This is a genomic window from Streptomyces sp. URMC 124 (assembly GCF_051386455.1).
Classification (GTDB): domain Bacteria; phylum Actinomycetota; class Actinomycetes; order Streptomycetales; family Streptomycetaceae; genus Streptomyces.
Window position 1 is genome coordinate 1 of record NZ_JBPQTS010000158.1, and the last position, 17298, is coordinate 17298.

The window sequence follows — 17298 nt, forward strand, 5'->3', positions numbered from 1 at the left end:
GCGCCCGCCCAGAGCGCGGGCGTCAGGCCGTCCAGGAAGCGCTGGGGCGACCCGTAGCCGCCCCGGGCGGAGAAGAGGGAGCCGAGGACGGCGATGCCCAGCGCCCCGCCCACCTCCCGCAGGGCGTTGTTCGCCCCGGAGGCCATGCCCTGCTCCGCCGGGCGGACGCCGGACATGACGAGCTTCGCGGCGGGGGCGAAGAACAGGCCCATGCCGATGCCGCTGACGATCAGTCCGGGGAGCTGGGCCGCGTAGGAGACGTCCGGGCTCATGACCAGGGCGAAGTGGGCGAGGCCGAGGGCCTGGAGGGCCAGGGCGGTGACGACGACGGGGCGGCTGCCGATGCGGTCGGCGAGGTAGCCCGAGAGCGGCGCCGCGATCATGGGCATCCCGGTCCAGGGGAGCATGCGCAGCCCGGCCTCGGTGGGCGAGTAGCCGAGGACGTTCTGGAGGAACTGGCTGAGCAGGAAGATCGAGCCGAACATGCCCAGGAACATGAGGACGCTCGCGGCGTTCACACCGGCGAAGGCACGGTTCTTGAAGAGGCGCATGGGAAGCATGGGCTTCTTGTTGTGGAAGCCGTGGTGGATGAAGCCGCCGATGAGGGCGCTGCCCGCTATGAGGGCGGTCAGGACCCGGGGGCTCGTCCAGCCGTGCGCGTTGGCGTTGACCAGGCCGTAGACGATGCCGAAGAGGCCGCCGCTGACGAGCAGCGTGCCGGGGAGGTCCAGGCGGGCGTTCTCGGCGCGCGACTTGTCCAGGCGGAGGCGGGCCAGCGGGATGAGGGCCAGGCCCAGCGGGACGTTGAGCCAGAAGATCCACTGCCAGGAGACGTGGTCGGTGAGCGTGCCGCCGATGAGCGGGCCGCCGGCGACGGCCAGGCCGTCCACGGCCCCCTTGATGCCGTACGCCAGGCCCCGGCGGTCGGCGGGGACGGCCGCGGTGAGGAGGGTGAGCGTCAGCGGCATGGTGATGGCGGCGCCCACGCCCTGGACGGCGCGGGCGGCGATCAGGGCCTCGATGCCGGGGGCGAGGGCGGCTGCGGCGGAGGCGGCCGTGAAGATCACCAGGCCGGTGACGAAGAGCCTGCGGCGGCCGAAGCGGTCGCCCAGGGCCGCGCCGAACATGAGCAGGACCGCGAAGGTCAGCGTGTAGGCGTTGACCGTCCATTCGAGGTCTTCCAGCGCCCCGCCGAGGTCCTTGCGGATCGACGGGAGGGCCGTGGTGACGACCAGGTTGTCCAGGGCCGCCATGAAGCCGGCCACGCCAGTGATGATCAGGGCCCAGATCGCTTTGGGTTGCATGTCTTCCCCCCGCTTATTTAGTAATTGGTCACTAACTTGTGTGGGTGTGCGGAGACGCGGGCTTTCCCGCGTTCCTAGCAGCCGCTCCACACCCGGTGGTCCGGGGGGAATCCCAGGGACACCAGCGCGTTGATCAGCATCCCCTTGGCCATGAACGCGGCCGTCTCCTTCGGGTCCCCGCCGAGCGCCAGGTGCGCCCCGTCCCACAGCTCCAGCCACGCCCTGCGGATCGTGCTCCCGAACTCGTGATCCCCCGCCGCCTCGGCCGAGGCCACCGCGACGTAGATCTGCATCTGCATCTGCAGCTTCTCGGGGTCCTCGGCGATGAGGTGGTCATAGGCGGCGCCCATGGCCTGCAGCACCCCGCGGGGCGGCGCGCCCTCGACCGCCTTCCGGAAGACCTCCCCGGTCTCCTCCAGGCAGCGGTGGGCCGCCGCCAGGAAGATCGCCTCCTTGGTGGGGAAGAGCCGGAACAGATACGGCTGCGAGACGCCCACGCGGCGCGCGATCGCCTCCGTGGACGTGCCCTTGTAGCCGGCGCGCGCGAACTCCGTGATCGCGGCGCGGATCACACTCTCGCGGCGTTCCTCCGCGCTCATCCTGACCATGGGCAGTAAGTTAGTGGTCACTTACTTGCCATGTCAAAGGGGAGGGCGCCGCTCGTCCGCGGCGCCCCCGGCGTCAGGCGAGGCGTACGACCGCGCGCGACATCCCCAGGACCTTCTGGCCCCCGCTCTTGACCACCAAGTCCACCCGGACCGTACGGCGCTCGTCGTCCTTGGCCGCGACCTTGGCCGTGACCTCGATCACCGCACCCTCGTCGTCGTTCGGCACGACGACCGGGCGCGTGAAGCGCACGCCGTACTCGGCGACGGCGGCCGGGTCGCCCGCCCAGTCGGTGACCACGCGGGCCGCCTCGGCCATGGTGAACATGCCGTGCGCGATCACGTCCGGCAGGCCGACGCCCTTGGCGAACTTCTCGTTCCAGTGGATCGGGTTGAAGTCGCCCGAGGCGCCCGCGTAGCGGACCAGGTCCGCGCGGGTGACAGGGAAGGAGCGGGCCGGCAGCTCGGTGCCGACCTCGACCTCGTCGTAGGAGATGCGGGCAGCCATCACGCCTCCTCGGCCGCGCGGGCCACCAGCGTCGTGTGCGCGGTCACGACGTGCTCGCCGTGCTCGTCCTGGACGTCACCGCGGACCGACAGCACGTCGTTGCCCGCGAGGGACTTGATCGACTCGATCGTGGAGACGACCGAGAGGCGGTCACCGGCGCGCACGGGGCGGGCGTAGGCGAACTTCTGGTCGCCGTGCACGACGCGCGAGTAGTCCAGGCCCAGCTGCGGGTCGTTCACGACCGCGCCGGCGGCGCGGTACGTGACGGAGAAGACAAAAGTCGGCGGGGCGATCACATCCGGGTGGCCCAGCGCCTTGGCGGCCTCGGGGTCGGTGTACACCGGATGGGTGTCGCCGATGGCCTCGGCGAATTCGCGGATCTTCTCCCGGCCGACCTCGTACGGTTCGGTGGCCGGATAGGTCCGCCCTACGAAGGACTGGTCGAGCGCCATGGGCTCGGCACCTCCTGGGTGGTTACGGTGGCGGATACGCCACGAGGCCGCCCCCAAAGAATGGGGACGGCCTCATGAACGAGCCTGTTGTTATCGCGTCTCGCGGTGCGCGGTGTGCGAGTTGCAACGGGGGCAGTGCTTCTTCATCTCAAGACGGTCCGGGTCGTTACGCCGGTTCTTCTTGGTGATGTAGTTCCGCTCCTTGCACTCCACGCAGGCCAGCGTGATCTTCGGGCGGACGTCGGTGGCAGCCACGTGAGTGCTCCTTGACGGAATGGACGGATTAACGCAGACAAGAGTAGCCGACCGGAGGACCGACCCCACAATCGGCTACTACGTGTAGCGGTGACCGGACTTGAACCGGTGACACAGCGATTATGAGCCGCTTGCTCTACCGACTGAGCTACACCGCTTTGATGTGGGAGGGACCCCCGCCCGAAGGCGGGGAGCCTCTCACACCAGAGCCCCAAAACGGAATCGAACCGTTGACCTTCTCCTTACCATGGAGACGCTCTGCCGACTGAGCTATTGGGGCGAGCGAGGAAGACATTACACGGTTGGCCGCCGAAGGTGAAATCCGTATCCGGAGGAGGCCGGCGCCGGCGCCACGGAAGCCTTCCGGCACCACACCAGTACGACTATTCGTCGCTTGCTCGAAGCCGTTCCTGACGCGCCCTACGCTCGGAACTGCTGCGTGATCATGCACGCCCCGGCCCCCGGAGGAGCGCGATGCCAGACAGCCAGCCGCAGCCCCCGGCCGACCCCGGCGGCGATGCCACCCCTCCCGCCGTCGTGCCCCGCGACGGCGCCCTCGTCCTCGGCGGTGCCCGGCTCGCCGACGGCCGCACCGTGGACGTGCGGCTGAGCGGCGGGCACATCGAGGCCGTGGGCACCGCCGGGAGCCTGGCCCCCGGCCCCCGCGTGGACCTCAGCGGCTATCTGCTGCTGCCCGCGCCCGCCGAGCCGCACGGGCACGGCGCCACCGCGCTCACCGCCGAGGCCGACGGACCCGTCTCGTACGCCCCCGAGGACGTCCAGCGCCGCGCCACCGAGGCCGCGCTGCTCCAGCTCGGGCACGGGGCCACCGCCCTGCGCTGCCACGTGCGGATCGGCGACGTGCAGGGCCTGCGCTCGCTGGAGGCCGTCCTGCAGGCCCGGCGGGCGCTGCGCGGGCTGACCGACCTCACAGCCGTCGCCGTGCCCCGGCTGCTGACCGGGGCGGCGGGGGCCGACGGACTGGCCCTGCTGCGGGACGCCGTGAAGATGGGCGCCGCCGTCGGCGGCTGCCCCGACCTCGACCCCGACCCCACCGGCTTCGCCGAGACCGTCCTCGACCTCGCCGCCGAGCACGGCTGCCCGGTCGACCTGCACACCGACGGCTCCGACCCGGCCCGGCTCGCCCGGCTGGCCGCCATGGCCGGGGGCCTGCGCCCCGGCGTCACCCTCGGCCCCTGCGGCGGCCTCGCCCGGCTCCCCCGCGACCTGGCCGTCCGGGCGGCCGGGCAGCTCGCCGCCGCCGGGGTCACCGTCGTCTGCCTCCCCCAGGGCGACTGCGGGACGCTGGAGCAGCGCGGCGCCCGCGTCTCGCGCTGCGCCCCGGTGCGGCTCCTGCGCGCGGCGGGAGTGCGGGTGGCGGCCGGCAGCGGCGCCCTGCGCGACGCGGCCAACCCGGTCGGCCGCGGCGATCCCCTGGAGGCCGCGTTCCTGCTGGCCTCGCACGGCGAGCTGCGGCCCGAGGAGGCGTACGAGGCGGTCAGCGGGTGGGCGCGGGCGGCCATGGGGCTGCCGCGGGTGCGCGTGGAGGCGGGCTTCCCGGCCGAGCTGCTGGCCGTCCGCGGCGAGCGCGTCGAGGGCGTGCTCTCGATGGCCTACAGCCGTCTCGTCGTGCACAAGGGCCGCGTGGTGGCCCGTACGAGCGCCGTGCGGGAGTACTGCGACGGCTCGGCCGTCGCGGCCCTGGAGCTGCCCCGGCAGTCCTCGCGCGGCGGTGGCGGCGAGCCGTCCTGACGCGGGCCGGGGCGGCGTCGGAGGGGTCCGGCGAGGCCCTCTGTCGGATTCCCGTGATCGGCGTACGGTCGGATCATGCGCATTGTCATCGCTGGTGGACATGGTCGGATCGCGCTGCGGCTGGAACGGCTGCTCGCCGCGCGCGGGGACGAGATCGCGGGCGTCATCCGCAGGCCCGAACAGGCCGGCGCCCTCCTGGCGGCCGGTGCCGAACCGGTCGTGTGCGACCTGGAGTCGGCCTCCGTGGGGGATCTGGTGCGGCACCTGGAGACGGCCGACGCCGCCGTCTTCGCGGCCGGTGCGGGACCGGGCAGCGGCATCGACCGCAAGGACTCCGTGGACCGCGGGGCGGCCACCCTGTTCGCGGACGCGGCGGAGGCGGCCGGGGTCCGCCGCTTCCTCGTGGTCTCCTCCATGGGCGCCGACCGCGAGCCCCCGGAGGGCACCGACCCGGTCTTCGCCGCGTACCTGCGCGCGAAGGGGGCGGCGGACGCGGACGTACGGGCCAGAGCCTGCCTGGACTGGACGATCCTGCGGCCGGGGCGGCTCACGGACGACGCCGGCACGGGCCTGGTGACGCTCGGGGAGTCCACGGGCCGGGGCGCCGTGACCCGGGACGATGTCGCGGAGGTCCTCGCGGCGCTGCTGGACGAGCCGGGGACGGCGGGGCGGACGCTGGAGCTGATCGGCGGCGACACGCCGGTGGCGGAGGCCGTGAAGGCCTCGGCGACCGGCTGACGGCTCGCGGCTCGCGGCTCGCGGCTCGCGAGTCAGGAAAGGCCGGAAAACGAAAGAAGCCCCCGACCTTTTCAGGTCAGGGGCCTCGTTCCGTGGCGGCGCCAGGATTCGAACCTGGGTAGGCTAAGCCGACGGATTTACAGTCCGCTCCCATTGGCCACTCGGGCACACCGCCATGGGGTGTCACCTCGGGCTCTCTTTCGATTCGCTCCGGGGCAACGACGTAAACCATACCCGATGACCTGGGGTGGTCCGCCACTCGGTTCATCGCCCGTGCGAACGGGCCCGGGGTGGCTAGGCTGACGGGGCGCTCCTCCGCCGGCCCCCGGGCCGGCGGAGCACCGAGCCGCACCCCCCGATGGATCTACGTACGAGGAGCCAACTCAATATGGCCGACTCCAGTTTCGACATCGTCTCGAAGGTCGAGCGGCAGGAGGTCGACAACGCCCTCAACCAGGCCGCCAAGGAGATCTCCCAGCGCTACGACTTCAAGGGCGCCGACGCCTCGATCGCCTGGTCCGGCGACAAGATCGAGATGCGCGCCAATGGCGAGGAGCGGGTCAAGGCCGTCCTCGACATCTTCGAGACCAAGCTGATCAAGCGCGGCATCTCGCTGAAGTCGCTCACGGCGGGCGACCCGCAGGCCTCCGGCAAGGAGTACAAGATCTCCGCCTCGATCGAGGAGGGGATCTCGCAGGAGAACGCGAAGAAGGTCGCCAAGATCATCCGCGACGAGGGCCCGAAGGGCGTCAAGGCGCAGGTCCAGGGCGACGAGCTGCGCGTCAGCTCCAAGAGCCGCGACGACCTCCAGGCCGTCCAGGCCCTCCTCAAGGGCAAGGACCTGGACTTCGCGATCCAGTTCGTCAACTACCGCTAGGCAGGCACCTGGTCACCGCCGAGGCATCGCCGACGCGGGAGCGGAGCAGCACGCACTGCACCGAGGGCGCCGTCACCAGCGGCCCGCGAACGCCTGGTCCGTCGGGACGATCTCCCGGCCCAGCGGGAAGAGGGAGACCGGGATCAGCTTGAAGTTCGCGATGCCCAGCGGGATTCCGATGATGGTGATGCACAGGGCGATGCCCGTGACGATGTGGCCGAGCGCCAGCCACCACCCGGCGAAGACGAACCAGATGACGTTGCCGAGGAGCGACCCGGCGCCCGCGTCCCGCCGCTCGACGGTCGTCCGCCCGAACGGCCACAGGGCATAGCTCGCGATGCGCATCGAGGCAATGCCGAAGGGAATGGTGATGATCAAAATAAAGCAGATCAGACCTGCAACAACGTACCCAATCGCCATCCAGAAGCCACAGAGCACCAACCAGATGATGTTCAGGATGAACTTCATAAAACACAGCCTCCCACTCGTTCTGCCCTCTAGCGACTGGGACGCCCCGGCGGCTACCGACGGTTGCTGGAACCTCCGCATGGACAACCCAAAGTGACAGCGGCTTGCGGAGGCTGGATCCAGTTGGCGGCGGAGGCCAACTCACGTGCAGTGGAAGGCTCATGGCGAGCGGCAGGTCTGTCATGACCCCGTGATGCCTATGAGGCCCGCCGTAATGACTGCGGGCCTCATAGGCATCACGGCTTGGAGAGCCGGTAGGCCCTACTGGTGCTCGGCGAGGAAGCGGACGCGGTCCTCAGGGGTGCCGTTGAGGGCCTTCTTCGCTGCGGCCTTGAACTCCGGGGAAGGGTTCTTGGAGACCAGCTGAACGATGGCGACCTGGTTGTCCGAATCGCGGGCGGTGAACTGACCGGACTCCAGGAAGCGGACGCGGTCCTCAGGGGTGCCCTTGAGGGCGGCCTTGGCGCCTTCCTTCATGGCCGCGCCGGGGTACTTCGAGACGAGCTGGACGATGGCGACCTGGTTGTCCGAGTCGCTGGTGTTGCCCTGGGCCGCCGAGGCCGACGCCGTAACGGGAGCCTGCGCCGGACCGGCGGCGAGCGCCGGGGTGGAGAGCAGGGCAGCCGGCGCGATGGCGGCGGCGACGAGGAGCGACACGCGGGTCAACTTCATGTACAGCACTCACTTTTCCTGCAGACGATCTTGAAATCCTCCCTGAGGATAAGTGGCCATTGCCGTGATGACCATCGAATATCCGCTGACAGTGCGTTTGCGCCGTTGATGCGGCTCGCCTGGAACCGCCTCGGCGCACTTCAGCAGGGCGTGTCCCCCGGATGGCCTAGTGCGGCGTGCCTCGGCCCGGCTGCGCCGTCATCGTGGGCGTGCTGCCCTGTCCGCCGTCCGGCGGACACGCAACGAACGTGAGGAGCCCCCCATGCGCATACGTACGCGACAAACCCTCGGCGCCGCGGCTTCTGCCGTGGTGCTCGCCGGGACGCTCGGCGTGGGGGTCGCCCGGGCCGACGACCCCCCGCCTCCGGTGTCCGCCGAGGAGTGCGAGAGCGGGGGCGGGTCGGTCGACGTGTTGATCGGGGACGACTCCGAACCCGCGCTGGTGTGCTCGGGAGGGGAGTACGACGGCGCGGCCGTCGACAACTCCGACGTCGACAACTCCGAAGACGCCGACGGCACGCCCGACGACGACTCGCCCGACGCCTGACGGGCGGGCTTACCGGCCGCCGTGGCCCGCCATCCGCTCCAGGCGGGTGATGCGCTCGCGCATCGGCGGGTGCGTGGAGAACAGCTTGGTCATGCCCTCGCCCGCGCGGAACGGGTTCGCGATCATCATGTGGCTCGCGGTCTCGATGCGCGGCTCGGGGGGCAGGGGCAGGCGCTGCGTGCCCGCTTCCAGCTTGCGCAGGGCCGAGGCCAGGGCGAGGGGGTCGCCGGTGAGGCGGGCGCCGGAGGCGTCGGCCTCGTACTCGCGGGAGCGGCTGACGGCGAGCTGGATGAGGGACGCCGCGATCGGGCCCAGCAGCATGATCATGATCATGCCGACGATGCCGGGACCCTCGTCGTCGTCCGATCTGCCGAAGGGGATCAGCCAGGCGAAGTTCACCAGGAACATCACCACGGAGGCGAGCGCGCCCGCGATCGAGGAGATGAGGATGTCGCGGTTGTAGACGTGGCTGAGCTCGTGGCCGATGACGCCGCGCAGCTCGCGCTCGTCGAGCAGGCGGACGATGCCGTCCGTGCAGCAGACGGCGGCGTTACGGGGATTGCGGCCGGTCGCGAAGGCGTTGGGGGCGTCGGTCGGCGAGATGTACAGCCGGGGCATGGGCTGGCGGGCGGCCGTGGAGAGCTCGCGGACCATGCGGTAGAGCTGCGGGGCCTCGAATTCGCTGACGGGGCGGGCGCGCATGGCGCGCAGGGCCAGCTTGTCGCTGTTCCAGTAGGCGTAGGCGTTGGTGCCGAGCGCCACCAGGACGGCGACGATCAGGCCCGTACGCCCGAAGAGGCTGCCGATGACGATGATGAGTGCGGACAGCCCCCCGAGAAGGACTGCGGTCCTGAGCCCGTTGTGCCGGCGGTGCACGGTACGCCCTCCAAGTGGTGCGGCAGGGGAACCCTTCGCGCTGTTGTGCGTCCACCCGCGGTGGAACTTCCAGTGGAACCTTCCTGACCGGTCAACGCCAGACGAAGGCCCCTGGTTCCCTTGCGCGCGCGGGCGGCGCCGGGCCGTAAGGGTGACCCCGCGTCGCCCGGGCGGGGCGGCGGGCCCCGCCCGCCGCCCTTAGAGGAGCGCGCCCGAGGCGAAGCGCAGGACGAGCTGCGGGGCGCCCGACAGGGCGATGCCGGCCACTGCGGTGAGGGCGATGGCCGCACCCAGCGGCAGGGGGACGCGTACCGGCGCCGTCCCCTCCGCGGCCTCCTCCGCCGGGCGGAAGAGCACCGCGGTCCACTGCAGGTAGTAGTAGAGGGCGATCACGACGTTGAGGGCCATGACGACCGCCAGCCAGCCCAGGCCCGCGTCGACGGCCGCGGTGAAGACCGTGACCTTGGCGAAGAGGCCGATGACGCCCGGCGGCAGGCCCGCCAGGCAGAGCAGGAAGAAGCCGAGGGCGAGCGCCGCGAGCGGACGGCGGGCGTAGAGGCCCCGGTAGTCCGTGATGCGGTTGCGGGGGCTCGTGCGGGCCACCAGGGCGGCGACGGCGAAGGCGCCGAGGTTCACGGCGGCGTACATCAGGGCGTACGCGACGGTGGAGCCGATGGCGTGCGCCGGGTCGTCGGCGTAGCCGGCGGCGGCGACGGGCACGAGCAGGTAGCCCGCCTGGCCGACGGAGGACCAGGCCAGCAGGCGTACGGCGCTGTGGGCGCGCTCGGGGCGCTGGCGCAGCGCGGCGACGTTGCCGGCGGTCATGGTCAGCGCGGCGAGGACGGCCAGGGCCGGCGCCCACACCTCGGCGTACGACGGGAAGGCGACGACCGTCACCAGGATGAGGCCGGTGAAGCCGACCGCCTTGCCGATCACCGACAGGTAGGCGGCGACGGGCAGCGGCGCGCCGACGTAGGTGTCGGGTACCCAGAAGTGGAAGGGGACGGCCGCGGTCTTGAAGGCGAAGCCGACGAGGGTGAGGGCGACGCCGGCCTGCGCGAGCGTGTCGAGGCGCGGGTCGACGTGGCCGAGCTTCCCGGCGATCTCGGTGAGGTGCAGGGTGCCGGTGGCCGCGTAGACGAAGCTGACGCCCAGGAGGGTGACGGCGGTCGCGGTGACCGAGGAGAGGAAGAACTTCAGGGCCGCTTCGGAGGAGCGGCGGTCGCCGCGGCGCAGGCCGACGAGGGCGAAGGCCGGCAGGGAGGCCACTTCGAGGGCGACGACGAGGGTCGCGAGGTCCCGGGAGGCGGGCAGCAGGGCGGCGCCCGCGGCGGAGGACAGCAGCAGGAACCAGAACTCGCCTTCGGGGAGTTCCTCGTCGCGGACGGCGCTCATGGACAGCAGGGCCGTCAGGAGGGCGCCGCCGAGCACCAGGAGCTGGATGACGAGCGTGAAGTGGTCTGCGGTGTAGCTGCAGGCGCCGCGGCCGGAGACGCCCGTCAGGCAGAAGGTGGAGCGGTCGCCGTCCAGGAGCGGCAGCAGGGACAGGCCCGCGAGGAGCAGTCCGGCGACGGAGAACCATCCGAGGAGCGGTTTGCGGGCCTCGGGCAGGAAGAGGTCGGCGACCAGGACGGCCAGCGCCACGACGGCGGTGACGGTGGGCGGCGCGATGGCGAGCCAGTCGACGGACTGGATCAGGGAGCCCATCAGTTGCCTCCTCGGAGGAGCTGCTGAACGGCCGGGTCGGTGAGGCCGAGGAGGGCCGCGGGCCAGAGTCCGGCGAGGACGGTGAGGGCGACGAGGGGAGTCCAGGCGGCGAACTCGTAGGGCCGGACGTCAGCCGGGGCGCCCGGGGCGCCGGCGGGCGCGGGCTCCCCGGTGCCGGCGGTCTGCGGCCGGGTGCTGCCTCCGTCGCCGCCCATGCACACGCGGCGGACGACGACGAGCATGTAGGCGGCCGTCAGGAGCGTGCCGAAGCCGGCCAGGGCCATGAACGTCAGGAACGCGGGCCGGCTGAGCCCCTCCGCCGGGCGGAAGGCGCCGAACATCGCGAGCATCTCGCCCCAGAAGCCGGCGAGGCCGGGCAGGCCGAGGGAGGCGATCGCGCCGAAGGCCAGGAGTCCGCCGAGGCGGGGCGCCTTGCCGTAAAGGGCGGCGCCGGTGCGGCCGGAGAGGGCGTCGAGGTCGCTGGTGCCGTAGCGGTCCTTCACGGCGCCGACGAGGAAGAAGAGGAGGCCGGTGATCAGGCCGTGGGCGATGTTGGCGAAGAGGGCGCCGTTGACCCCGGTGGGGGTGAGCGTGGCGATGCCGAGCAGCACGAAGCCCATGTGGCCGACGGAGGAGTACGCGATGAGGCGCTTGAGGTCTCCCTTCGCGCCGCTTCGGGCGAGCGCCAGACAGACCAGCGAGCCGTAGATGATGCCGACGGCCGCGAAGGCGGCGAGGTAGGGCGCGAAGGTGTGCGCGCCGTCGGGGGCGATCGGCAGCACGATGCGGACGAAACCGTACGTGCCCATCTTCAGCAGCACGCCCGCCAGGAGCACCGAGCCGACGGTGGGGGCGGCGGTGTGGGCGTCGGGCAGCCAGCTGTGCAGGGGCCACATGGGGGCCTTGACGGCCAGTCCGGTGCCGATGGCGACGACGGCGATCAGCTGGGTGGTGCGGCTCAGGTGCGCCCCGTTGTCAGTGGCCAGTGCCACCATGTCGAACGTGCCGCCCTTGATCCCGACCAGGAGGAGGCCGAGCAGCATCACGACGGAGCCGAGCAGCGTGTAGAGGATGAAGCGCCAGGCGGCGCGCTCCCTGCCCTCGCCGCCCCAGCGGGCGATGAGGAAGTACATCGGGATGAGCACCATCTCGAAGGCCAGGAAGAACAGCATCAGGTCGAGGACGGCGAAGGTCGCGAGGGTGCCGGACTCGAGGACCAGGAGCAGCGCGACGAATGCCTGGGGAGACGGGCCCGCGGGCATTTTGAAGTAGCTGTACAGCGCGCAGAGGAAGGTCAGCAGCGCGGTCAGGACGAGGAGGGGGAGTGAGACGCCGTCCACGCCCAGGTGGATCCGGATGTTCAGGGCCGGGATCCAGCTGATGTCGGTGGTCGCCTGCATGCGGGCCGGGCTGCCGTGGTCGAAGCCGGCCGCGAGGGCGATCGACAGCGCGAGGACGGCACCGGTGACGGTGACGCCGTGGCGGAGCACGGCTTGGCCGGGGCTCTTCCCCTTGAGGCCGGGCGGGGCCGGCAAGAGGGAGGCGACGGCGCCGACGAGGGGCAGGACGACGATCGCAGCGAGGAGGTACTGCATGACGGTGTGACTCATGGTCAGGCTCCGGTGGCTACGAGCACGGCAGCGACGGTCAGGACGACGGCGCCCGCGAGCAGGGCGCTCAGGTACGTCTGCACGTTGCCGGTCTGGGCGCGGCGGACGGCCGCGCCGAGCAGGCGGGGTGCGGTGCCCGCGCCGCGCACGTAGGTCTCGACGACCTCGCGGTCGAGGAACCGGGCGAGGCGGGCGGCCGCGCGCGTGGGCCGGACGAACAGGGCCGCGTACACGGCGTCCAGGTGGAAGCCGGACGCGGCGTGGCGGTGCAGGGGGCCGAGGAGGGCCCGGCCGGGGTCGGTCGGGTCGGGCGCCGCCGCGATGTCGCCGTAGGCGGCTTCGTGGGTGGCGATGGTCTCCTCCTCGGAGACGTAGGGGGCCGCGTCCGGGTCGGCGGCGACAGCGCCCAGGGGGGTGCGGGCGGCGAGCGCGGCGGTGCGGCGCCACGCCGCGTACATCACGATCGCGCCGGCGAGGGCGCAGCCGGTGGAGAGGACGGAGGTGGTGAGCGTCGGGGTGAGCGATCCGCCGTCGAACCAGTCGGGGAGCTTCCCGGCGGCGAGGCCCAGCCCGAGGGTGGGGAGGAACAGGATCCACAGGACGGTGTTCATGGCGGCGGGCTGCCTGCCGTGGTCCGGGGCCTCGGTGCCCTTGCCGCGGAAGGCCATCAGCCACAGGCGGAAGGCGTACGCGGCGGTGAGGAGCGCCGTGAGGAGCCCCGCGGCGAGGACGAGCCAGCCGGCCGCGTCCGGGATGCCCGGGGTGTCGCCGGCGGCGGCGTGCTCGGCCGCGCCGAGGACGGCCTCCTTGGAGAAGAAGCCGCTGAACGGGGGGATCGCGGCGAGCGCGAGGAGGGCGACGGTCATCGTCCAGTACGCGTCGGGGATGCGCTTGGCGAGGCCGCCCATGCGGGCCATGGCGGACAGCGAGTTGGTGCCGGCGGCGTGGATGATCACGCCCGCCCCGAGGAAGAGGAGCGCCTTGAACGCACCGTGCGAGACGAGGTGGAAGACGGCCGCGCCCCGGTTGCCGACGGCAAGGGCGCCGGTCATGTAGCCGAGCTGGCCGACGGTCGAGTAGGCGAGGACGCGCTTGATGTCGTCCTGGGCGAGGGCGGCGAGCGCGGAGCCGGCCATCGTGACCGCGGCCATCACGGCGAGGACGACGAGCGCGGCCGCGGAGGCCGTGAAGAGCGGGAGGAGCCGGGCGACGAAGTAGACGCCTGCCGCGACCATCGTCGCGGCGTGGATCAGCGCCGAGACCGGCGTGGGGCCGGCCATCGCGTCGGGCAGCCACGTGTGCAGCGGGAACTGCGCGGACTTGCCCGCGACGCCGGCGAGGAGCAGCAGCGCGATCAGCGTGGGGTGGTCGATGCCCCCGGAGGCGACGGCGGTGAGGATGCCGTTGATCCGGAACGTCCCGGCGTCGGCGGCCAGCGCGAGGATGCCGATCAGGAAGGGGACGTCGCCGAGCTTGGTGACCAGGAACGCCTTGAGGGAGGCCGAGCGGGCGGCCTCGGTCTCCCAGTAGTGCCCGACGAGGAAGTACGAGCAGATGCCCATGATCTCCCAGCCGACCAGCAGCACCATGAGGTCGCCGGAGTAGACGACGAGCAGCATGGCCGCGGTGAAGAGGGAGACGAGGGCGGCGTAGGAGGGGTAGCGGGGATCGTCGCGCAGGTAGGCCGTCGAGTAGACCTGGACGCAGGTGGCGACGACGCCGACCAGGACGGCGACGAGGACGGCGAAGCCGTCGAGGTGCAGGGCCAGGTCGATGGGCACGGAGCCGGTCGGGGTGAGCCGGGTGGCGGCGTCGAGCGCCTCGCCGCCGCCCTGCCGCCAGGCGACGACGACGGCCAGGACCGCGGCCGCCGCGGTCGGCAGGACGGCCAGCGGGCGGACGAAGCCGGGCGCGCGGCGGCCCGTCAGCAGGCCCGCGAGGGCGCCGAGGAAGGGCAGCAGGGGGACGAGAACGGCGGTGGTCGTGGTGCTCACGCGGCGGCCTCGGCCTTCTCCTCGCGGTCCGGGCGATCGGGGTCGGATCCGGCGTCGGATCCCGTGTCGGGGGCGTCGTCGCGCAGGTCGCGCAGGCGGTCGACGTCGGCGGTGCCGCGGTTGCGGTGGACCTGCAGCACGATCGCCAGGCCGATGCCGATCTCCGCGGCGGCGATGGCGATGGTGAAGAGGGTGAGCGCCTGCCCGGCGTGCAGCTCGTCGCGCAGCCACACGTCGAACGCGACGAGGTTGAGGTTGACGGCGTTGAGCATCAGCTCGACGGACATCAGGACGAGGATCGCGTTGCGCCGGGCGAGGACGCCGTACAGGCCGGTGCAGAAGAGCAGGGCGGCGAGGACGGCGGGGTAGACGAGGTGCATCAGCGCTGCGCCCCTTCCCGGGCTTCCCGGCCTTCCCCGGCTTCCCGGGTCTTCTTGCGGGAGAGGACCACCGCGCCGACGAGGGCCGCGAGCAGCAGGACGGACAGGGCCTCGAAGGGCAGCACCCAGTGCCGGAAGAGGAACTCGCCGGAGACCTTCGTCGTGCCCTGGGGGGCGTCGCCGTCCAGGCCGATCCAGGTCGTGCGGAAGGCGTCCGCGACCACCCACACGAGGGCGGCGGCCGCGGCCACGGCGACCCCGAGGGCCGGCCATCGGTTGCCGGAGTCGGCGTCCGGGGAGCGGCCGATGGGGGCCTTGGTGAGCATGAGACCGAAGAGGAGGAGGACGACCACCGAGCCGACGTAGATCAGGACCTGCACCCAGGCGATGAACTCCGCCGTCAGCAGCAGGTACTCCACGGCCAGCCCGCCGAGCGCGACGACCAGCCACAGGGCGGCGTGCACGAGCTGCTTGGTGGTGACGGTGACGACGGCCGCGCCGAGGGTGACGAGGCCGACGAGGAGGAAGACGATCTCGACGCCGGTCGGGGAGAGGAAGCCGTGCGCCTGGGCGGCGAGCGTCGACACGTCGGTGCCAGTGCCGGTGCCGGTGCCCGGGCTGATGCCGGTGGCGGTCATGCGTCTCCCTCCTTCTTCTCGCGCGTCTCCTGCGCTTCCTGCTCCGCCTGGGCGGCGAGCTTCTCCGCCGTCTTGCGGGCCGCCGCGATCTCCTTCGGCTCCTCCGCCGCCGGGTCGAGCGCGGGCGGCTCCGGCACGGTCCACATCCACTCGCGGAGCTTGTCGCGCTCGTGGACGAGGTCCTGGATGTCCGTCTCGGCGTACTCGAACTCCGGCGACCAGAACAGCGCGTCGAAGGGGCACACCTCGATGCAGATGCCGCAGTACATGCAGAGCGAGAAGTCGATCGCGAAGCGGTCGAGGACGTTGCGGCTGCGCTCGCGGCCGCCGGGCGCGGCCGGGGGCACCGTCTCCTTGTGGGAGTCGATGTAGATGCACCAGTCCGGGCACTCCCGGGCGCACAGCATGCACACCGTGCAGTTCTCCTCGAACAACCCGATCACGCCGCGGGTGCGCGGCGGGAGCTCGGGCTGCACGTCCGGATACTGCGCGGTGTGCGCGCGGCGCGTCATCGTGCGGAGCGTGACGGCCAGGCCCTTGGCGAGGCCGGAACCGGGAAGGCCCACTACTGGGTCACCACCTTGACGACGCCCGTCAGCGCGATCTGCGCCAGGGCGAGGGGGATGAGGACGGTCCAGGCCAGCTTCTGCAGCTGGTCCTCGCGCAGGCGCGGGTAGGTCACCCGCAGCCAGATCACGACGAACGCCAGGACGGCCGTCTTGAGCAGCGTCCACAGCCAGCCCATGCCGTCGGCGCCGAACGGGCCGTGCCAGCCGCCGAGGAACAGGACCGTGGTCAGGCCGCACAGGACGACGATGCCCGCGTACTCGGACAGCAGGAACAGCGCGAAGCGCAGGCCCGTGTACTCGGTGTACGCACCGAAGATGATCTCCGAGTCGGCCACCGGCATGTCGAACGGCGGGCGCTGCAGCTCGGCGAGACCGGCCACGAAGAAGACCACCGCGCCGACGATCTGCCAGGGCACCCACCACCACTGGAAGGCGTCCACGATCCCGGACAGCGAGACCGTGCCCGCCGCCATGGCGACGCTCGCCGCGGCCAGCAGCATCGGCAGCTCGTACGCCATCAGCTGGCCCGCGGTGCGCAGGCCGCCCAGCAGCGAGAACTTGTTGGCGGACGCCCAGCCCGCCATCAGCGAGCCGAGGACGCCCACGCCCATTACGGCCAGGGCGAAGAAGATGCCCGCGTCCACGGCCTGGCCCACGGCGTTGCCCGGGCCGATCGGGATCGCCACGAGCACCAGCAGGTACGGGAGGAGGGCGACGGCCGGCGCCAGCTGGAAGATCCGGCGGTCCGCGCCCGCGGGGACGACGTCCTCCTTCTGCGCGAACTTCACGCCGTCCGCGACGAGCTGGGCCCAGCCGTGGAAGCCACCGGCGTACATGGGGCCGAGGCGGCCCTGCATGTGCGCCATCACCTTGTGCTCGGTCTGGCCGACGACGAGGGGCAGCACGAGGAAGGCGACGAAGACGGCGAGGAGGCGCAGGAGGACGTCGAGGGTGTCACTCATGCGGGGTCGCCTCCGGCGGGGTTCGTCTCGTTCTTCGTCTCCCCGTCTCCGGGTCCTGCGGCCGCGCCGGGCGTACCGGTTCCGGCTGCGCCGGGGGGCGGCTCGGCTGCGCCGGGGGCTTCGGCGTCTGCGGGGCGGCTCGGCACCGCCGGGCTCCGGCGTTCGGGCTGAGCGCCGTCGCGGCGGGAGGGAGAGCTCGGGCCGCCCTTGGGGGCCGGGGGCTCCTCAGCTGCGCCGGGGGCCGCCTCGTCCGCGGGGCGGCTCGGCACCGCCGGGCTCCGGCGTTCGGGCTGGGCGCCGTCGCGGCGGGAAGGAGAGCTCGGCTCGCCCTCGGGAGCCGGGGGCTCATCGGGGGCGTGCGGGGTCGGCTCGGGTGCGCCGGGG

Annotated in this window: 19 protein-coding genes, 3 tRNA genes and 1 pseudogene; 4 read left to right on the forward strand and 19 right to left on the reverse strand. The window is 72.1% G+C overall.

Annotated elements, in window-relative coordinates; genetic code table 11:
- The 7 genes from ACSNOG_RS26555 to ACSNOG_RS26585 all read right to left on the reverse strand — a co-directional run.
- Positions 1-1304: DHA2 family efflux MFS transporter permease subunit (locus tag ACSNOG_RS26555; protein ID WP_436755228.1), on the reverse strand; the 1304-nt coding region annotated here is incomplete at its 3' end.
- A gap of 74 nt (positions 1305-1378) precedes the next feature.
- Complete coding sequence (locus ACSNOG_RS26560) at positions 1379-1912, reverse strand: TetR/AcrR family transcriptional regulator (protein ID WP_436755229.1); 534 nt, start codon at positions 1910-1912, stop codon at positions 1379-1381.
- A gap of 73 nt (positions 1913-1985) precedes the next feature.
- Positions 1986-2417, reverse strand: coding sequence for a MaoC family dehydratase (locus tag ACSNOG_RS26565; protein ID WP_436755230.1), 432 nt, complete (start codon positions 2415-2417; stop codon positions 1986-1988).
- Positions 2417-2869 (reverse strand): FAS1-like dehydratase domain-containing protein, encoded by a 453-nt coding sequence (locus ACSNOG_RS26570; protein ID WP_436755231.1) that lies wholly within the window; start codon positions 2867-2869, stop codon positions 2417-2419. Before ACSNOG_RS26570 ends, ACSNOG_RS26565 begins: the two co-directional genes overlap by 1 nt.
- 90 nt (positions 2870-2959) lie before the next feature.
- A complete protein-coding gene (gene rpmG / locus ACSNOG_RS26575) occupies positions 2960-3124 on the reverse strand; it encodes a 50S ribosomal protein L33 (RefSeq protein ID WP_006604855.1) in 165 nt (54 codons plus the stop codon).
- A gap of 85 nt (positions 3125-3209) precedes the next feature.
- Positions 3210-3282, reverse strand: a tRNA-Met gene (locus tag ACSNOG_RS26580).
- A 49-nt stretch (positions 3283-3331) separates the two neighbouring features.
- Positions 3332-3404 (reverse strand) — tRNA-Thr (locus ACSNOG_RS26585).
- Between the two features lie 194 nt (positions 3405-3598).
- Between ACSNOG_RS26585 and ACSNOG_RS26590 the strand changes: the two genes are divergently transcribed.
- Positions 3599-4876 (forward strand): amidohydrolase family protein, encoded by a 1278-nt coding sequence (locus tag ACSNOG_RS26590; RefSeq protein WP_436755232.1) that lies wholly within the window; start codon positions 3599-3601, stop codon positions 4874-4876.
- A gap of 75 nt (positions 4877-4951) precedes the next feature.
- A complete protein-coding gene (locus ACSNOG_RS26595; RefSeq protein WP_436755233.1) occupies positions 4952-5614 on the forward strand; it encodes an NAD(P)H-binding protein in 663 nt (220 codons plus the stop codon).
- A 93-nt stretch (positions 5615-5707) separates the two neighbouring features.
- Here ACSNOG_RS26595 and ACSNOG_RS26600 read toward each other — a convergent pair.
- Positions 5708-5789: transfer RNA gene (locus ACSNOG_RS26600), tRNA-Tyr, on the reverse strand.
- 213 nt (positions 5790-6002) lie between these two features.
- On the opposite strand from ACSNOG_RS26600, the gene ACSNOG_RS26605 reads away from it, so the two are divergent.
- Complete coding sequence (locus tag ACSNOG_RS26605) at positions 6003-6491, forward strand: YajQ family cyclic di-GMP-binding protein (RefSeq protein ID WP_436755234.1); 489 nt, start codon at positions 6003-6005, stop codon at positions 6489-6491.
- 72 nt (positions 6492-6563) lie between these two features.
- Here the strand turns inward: ACSNOG_RS26605 and ACSNOG_RS26610 are convergent, their stop codons facing one another.
- Both ACSNOG_RS26610 and ACSNOG_RS26615 read right to left on the reverse strand, forming a co-directional pair.
- Positions 6564-6959 carry a YccF domain-containing protein gene (locus ACSNOG_RS26610; RefSeq protein ID WP_436755235.1) on the reverse strand — a complete coding sequence of 132 codons (396 nt, stop codon included), beginning with the start codon at positions 6957-6959 and terminating at the stop codon, positions 6564-6566.
- A 261-nt stretch (positions 6960-7220) separates the two neighbouring features.
- Positions 7221-7631, reverse strand: a complete 411-nt coding sequence (locus ACSNOG_RS26615; RefSeq protein ID WP_436755236.1) for an ALF repeat-containing protein — start codon at positions 7629-7631, stop codon at positions 7221-7223.
- 262 nt (positions 7632-7893) lie between these two features.
- Here ACSNOG_RS26615 and ACSNOG_RS26620 point away from each other — a divergent pair, with 262 nt between their 5' ends.
- Positions 7894-8178 (forward strand): hypothetical protein, encoded by a 285-nt coding sequence (locus ACSNOG_RS26620; RefSeq protein WP_436755237.1) that lies wholly within the window; start codon positions 7894-7896, stop codon positions 8176-8178.
- A 9-nt stretch (positions 8179-8187) separates the two neighbouring features.
- Here the strand turns inward: ACSNOG_RS26620 and htpX are convergent, their stop codons facing one another.
- The 9 genes and pseudogenes from htpX to ACSNOG_RS26665 form a co-directional block, all read right to left on the reverse strand.
- Positions 8188-9054, reverse strand: a complete 867-nt coding sequence (gene htpX, locus ACSNOG_RS26625; protein WP_436755238.1) for a zinc metalloprotease HtpX — start codon at positions 9052-9054, stop codon at positions 8188-8190.
- Between the two features lie 198 nt (positions 9055-9252).
- A complete protein-coding gene (locus tag ACSNOG_RS26630) occupies positions 9253-10761 on the reverse strand; it encodes an NADH-quinone oxidoreductase subunit N (protein ID WP_436755239.1) in 1509 nt (502 codons plus the stop codon).
- Entirely contained in the window at positions 10761-12371 is a 1611-nt protein-coding gene (locus ACSNOG_RS26635; protein ID WP_436755240.1) for a complex I subunit 4 family protein, read from the reverse strand. Before ACSNOG_RS26635 ends, ACSNOG_RS26630 begins: the two co-directional genes overlap by 1 nt.
- Before the next feature lie 2 nt (positions 12372-12373).
- Positions 12374-14365, reverse strand: coding sequence for an NADH-quinone oxidoreductase subunit 5 family protein (locus ACSNOG_RS26640; RefSeq protein WP_436755241.1), 1992 nt, complete (start codon positions 14363-14365; stop codon positions 12374-12376).
- A complete protein-coding gene (gene nuoK / locus ACSNOG_RS26645; RefSeq protein WP_436755242.1) occupies positions 14362-14745 on the reverse strand; it encodes an NADH-quinone oxidoreductase subunit NuoK in 384 nt (127 codons plus the stop codon). Before nuoK ends, ACSNOG_RS26640 begins: the two co-directional genes overlap by 4 nt.
- Positions 14745-15383, reverse strand: a complete 639-nt coding sequence (locus tag ACSNOG_RS26650) for an NADH-quinone oxidoreductase subunit J family protein (protein ID WP_436755243.1) — start codon at positions 15381-15383, stop codon at positions 14745-14747. The genes nuoK and ACSNOG_RS26650 overlap by 1 nt, the downstream gene beginning before the upstream one ends.
- Positions 15380-15895: a 4Fe-4S binding protein gene (locus tag ACSNOG_RS26655; protein WP_436755245.1), complete on the reverse strand. Its 516-nt coding sequence runs from the start codon at positions 15893-15895 to the stop codon at positions 15380-15382. Before ACSNOG_RS26655 ends, ACSNOG_RS26650 begins: the two co-directional genes overlap by 4 nt.
- Positions 15896-15948: 53 nt before the next feature.
- The gene (locus tag ACSNOG_RS26660) at positions 15949-16914 is read right to left on the reverse strand and encodes a complex I subunit 1/NuoH family protein (protein WP_436755244.1); all 966 of its coding nucleotides are present in this window, start codon (positions 16912-16914) and stop codon (positions 15949-15951) included.
- Positions 16911-17298 (reverse strand): annotated as a pseudogene (locus ACSNOG_RS26665) (hypothetical protein); the annotation flags it as partial. The gene ACSNOG_RS26660 and the pseudogene ACSNOG_RS26665, both read right to left, overlap by 4 nt.

Coding starts and splice junctions, on each gene's coding strand:
- ACSNOG_RS26610 (WP_436755235.1), bottom strand. CDS start 6,959: ATGAAGTTCATCCTGAACATCATCTGGTTGGTGCTCTGTGGCTTCTGG.
- ACSNOG_RS26590 (WP_436755232.1), top strand. CDS start 3,599: ATGCCAGACAGCCAGCCGCAGCCCCCGGCCGACCCCGGCGGCGATGCC.
- ACSNOG_RS26615 (WP_436755236.1), bottom strand. CDS start 7,631: ATGAAGTTGACCCGCGTGTCGCTCCTCGTCGCCGCCGCCATCGCGCCG.
- ACSNOG_RS26650 (WP_436755243.1), bottom strand. CDS start 15,383: ATGACCGCCACCGGCATCAGCCCGGGCACCGGCACCGGCACTGGCACC.
- ACSNOG_RS26595 (WP_436755233.1), top strand. CDS start 4,952: ATGCGCATTGTCATCGCTGGTGGACATGGTCGGATCGCGCTGCGGCTG.
- nuoK (WP_436755242.1), bottom strand. CDS start 14,745: ATGCACCTCGTCTACCCCGCCGTCCTCGCCGCCCTGCTCTTCTGCACC.
- ACSNOG_RS26560 (WP_436755229.1), bottom strand. CDS start 1,912: ATGGTCAGGATGAGCGCGGAGGAACGCCGCGAGAGTGTGATCCGCGCC.
- ACSNOG_RS26565 (WP_436755230.1), bottom strand. CDS start 2,417: ATGGCTGCCCGCATCTCCTACGACGAGGTCGAGGTCGGCACCGAGCTG.
- ACSNOG_RS26630 (WP_436755239.1), bottom strand. CDS start 10,761: ATGGGCTCCCTGATCCAGTCCGTCGACTGGCTCGCCATCGCGCCGCCC.
- ACSNOG_RS26570 (WP_436755231.1), bottom strand. CDS start 2,869: ATGGCGCTCGACCAGTCCTTCGTAGGGCGGACCTATCCGGCCACCGAA.
- ACSNOG_RS26660 (WP_436755244.1), bottom strand. CDS start 16,914: ATGAGTGACACCCTCGACGTCCTCCTGCGCCTCCTCGCCGTCTTCGTC.
- ACSNOG_RS26620 (WP_436755237.1), top strand. CDS start 7,894: ATGCGCATACGTACGCGACAAACCCTCGGCGCCGCGGCTTCTGCCGTG.
- ACSNOG_RS26655 (WP_436755245.1), bottom strand. CDS start 15,895: ATGACGCGCCGCGCGCACACCGCGCAGTATCCGGACGTGCAGCCCGAG.
- ACSNOG_RS26605 (WP_436755234.1), top strand. CDS start 6,003: ATGGCCGACTCCAGTTTCGACATCGTCTCGAAGGTCGAGCGGCAGGAG.
- ACSNOG_RS26635 (WP_436755240.1), bottom strand. CDS start 12,371: ATGAGTCACACCGTCATGCAGTACCTCCTCGCTGCGATCGTCGTCCTG.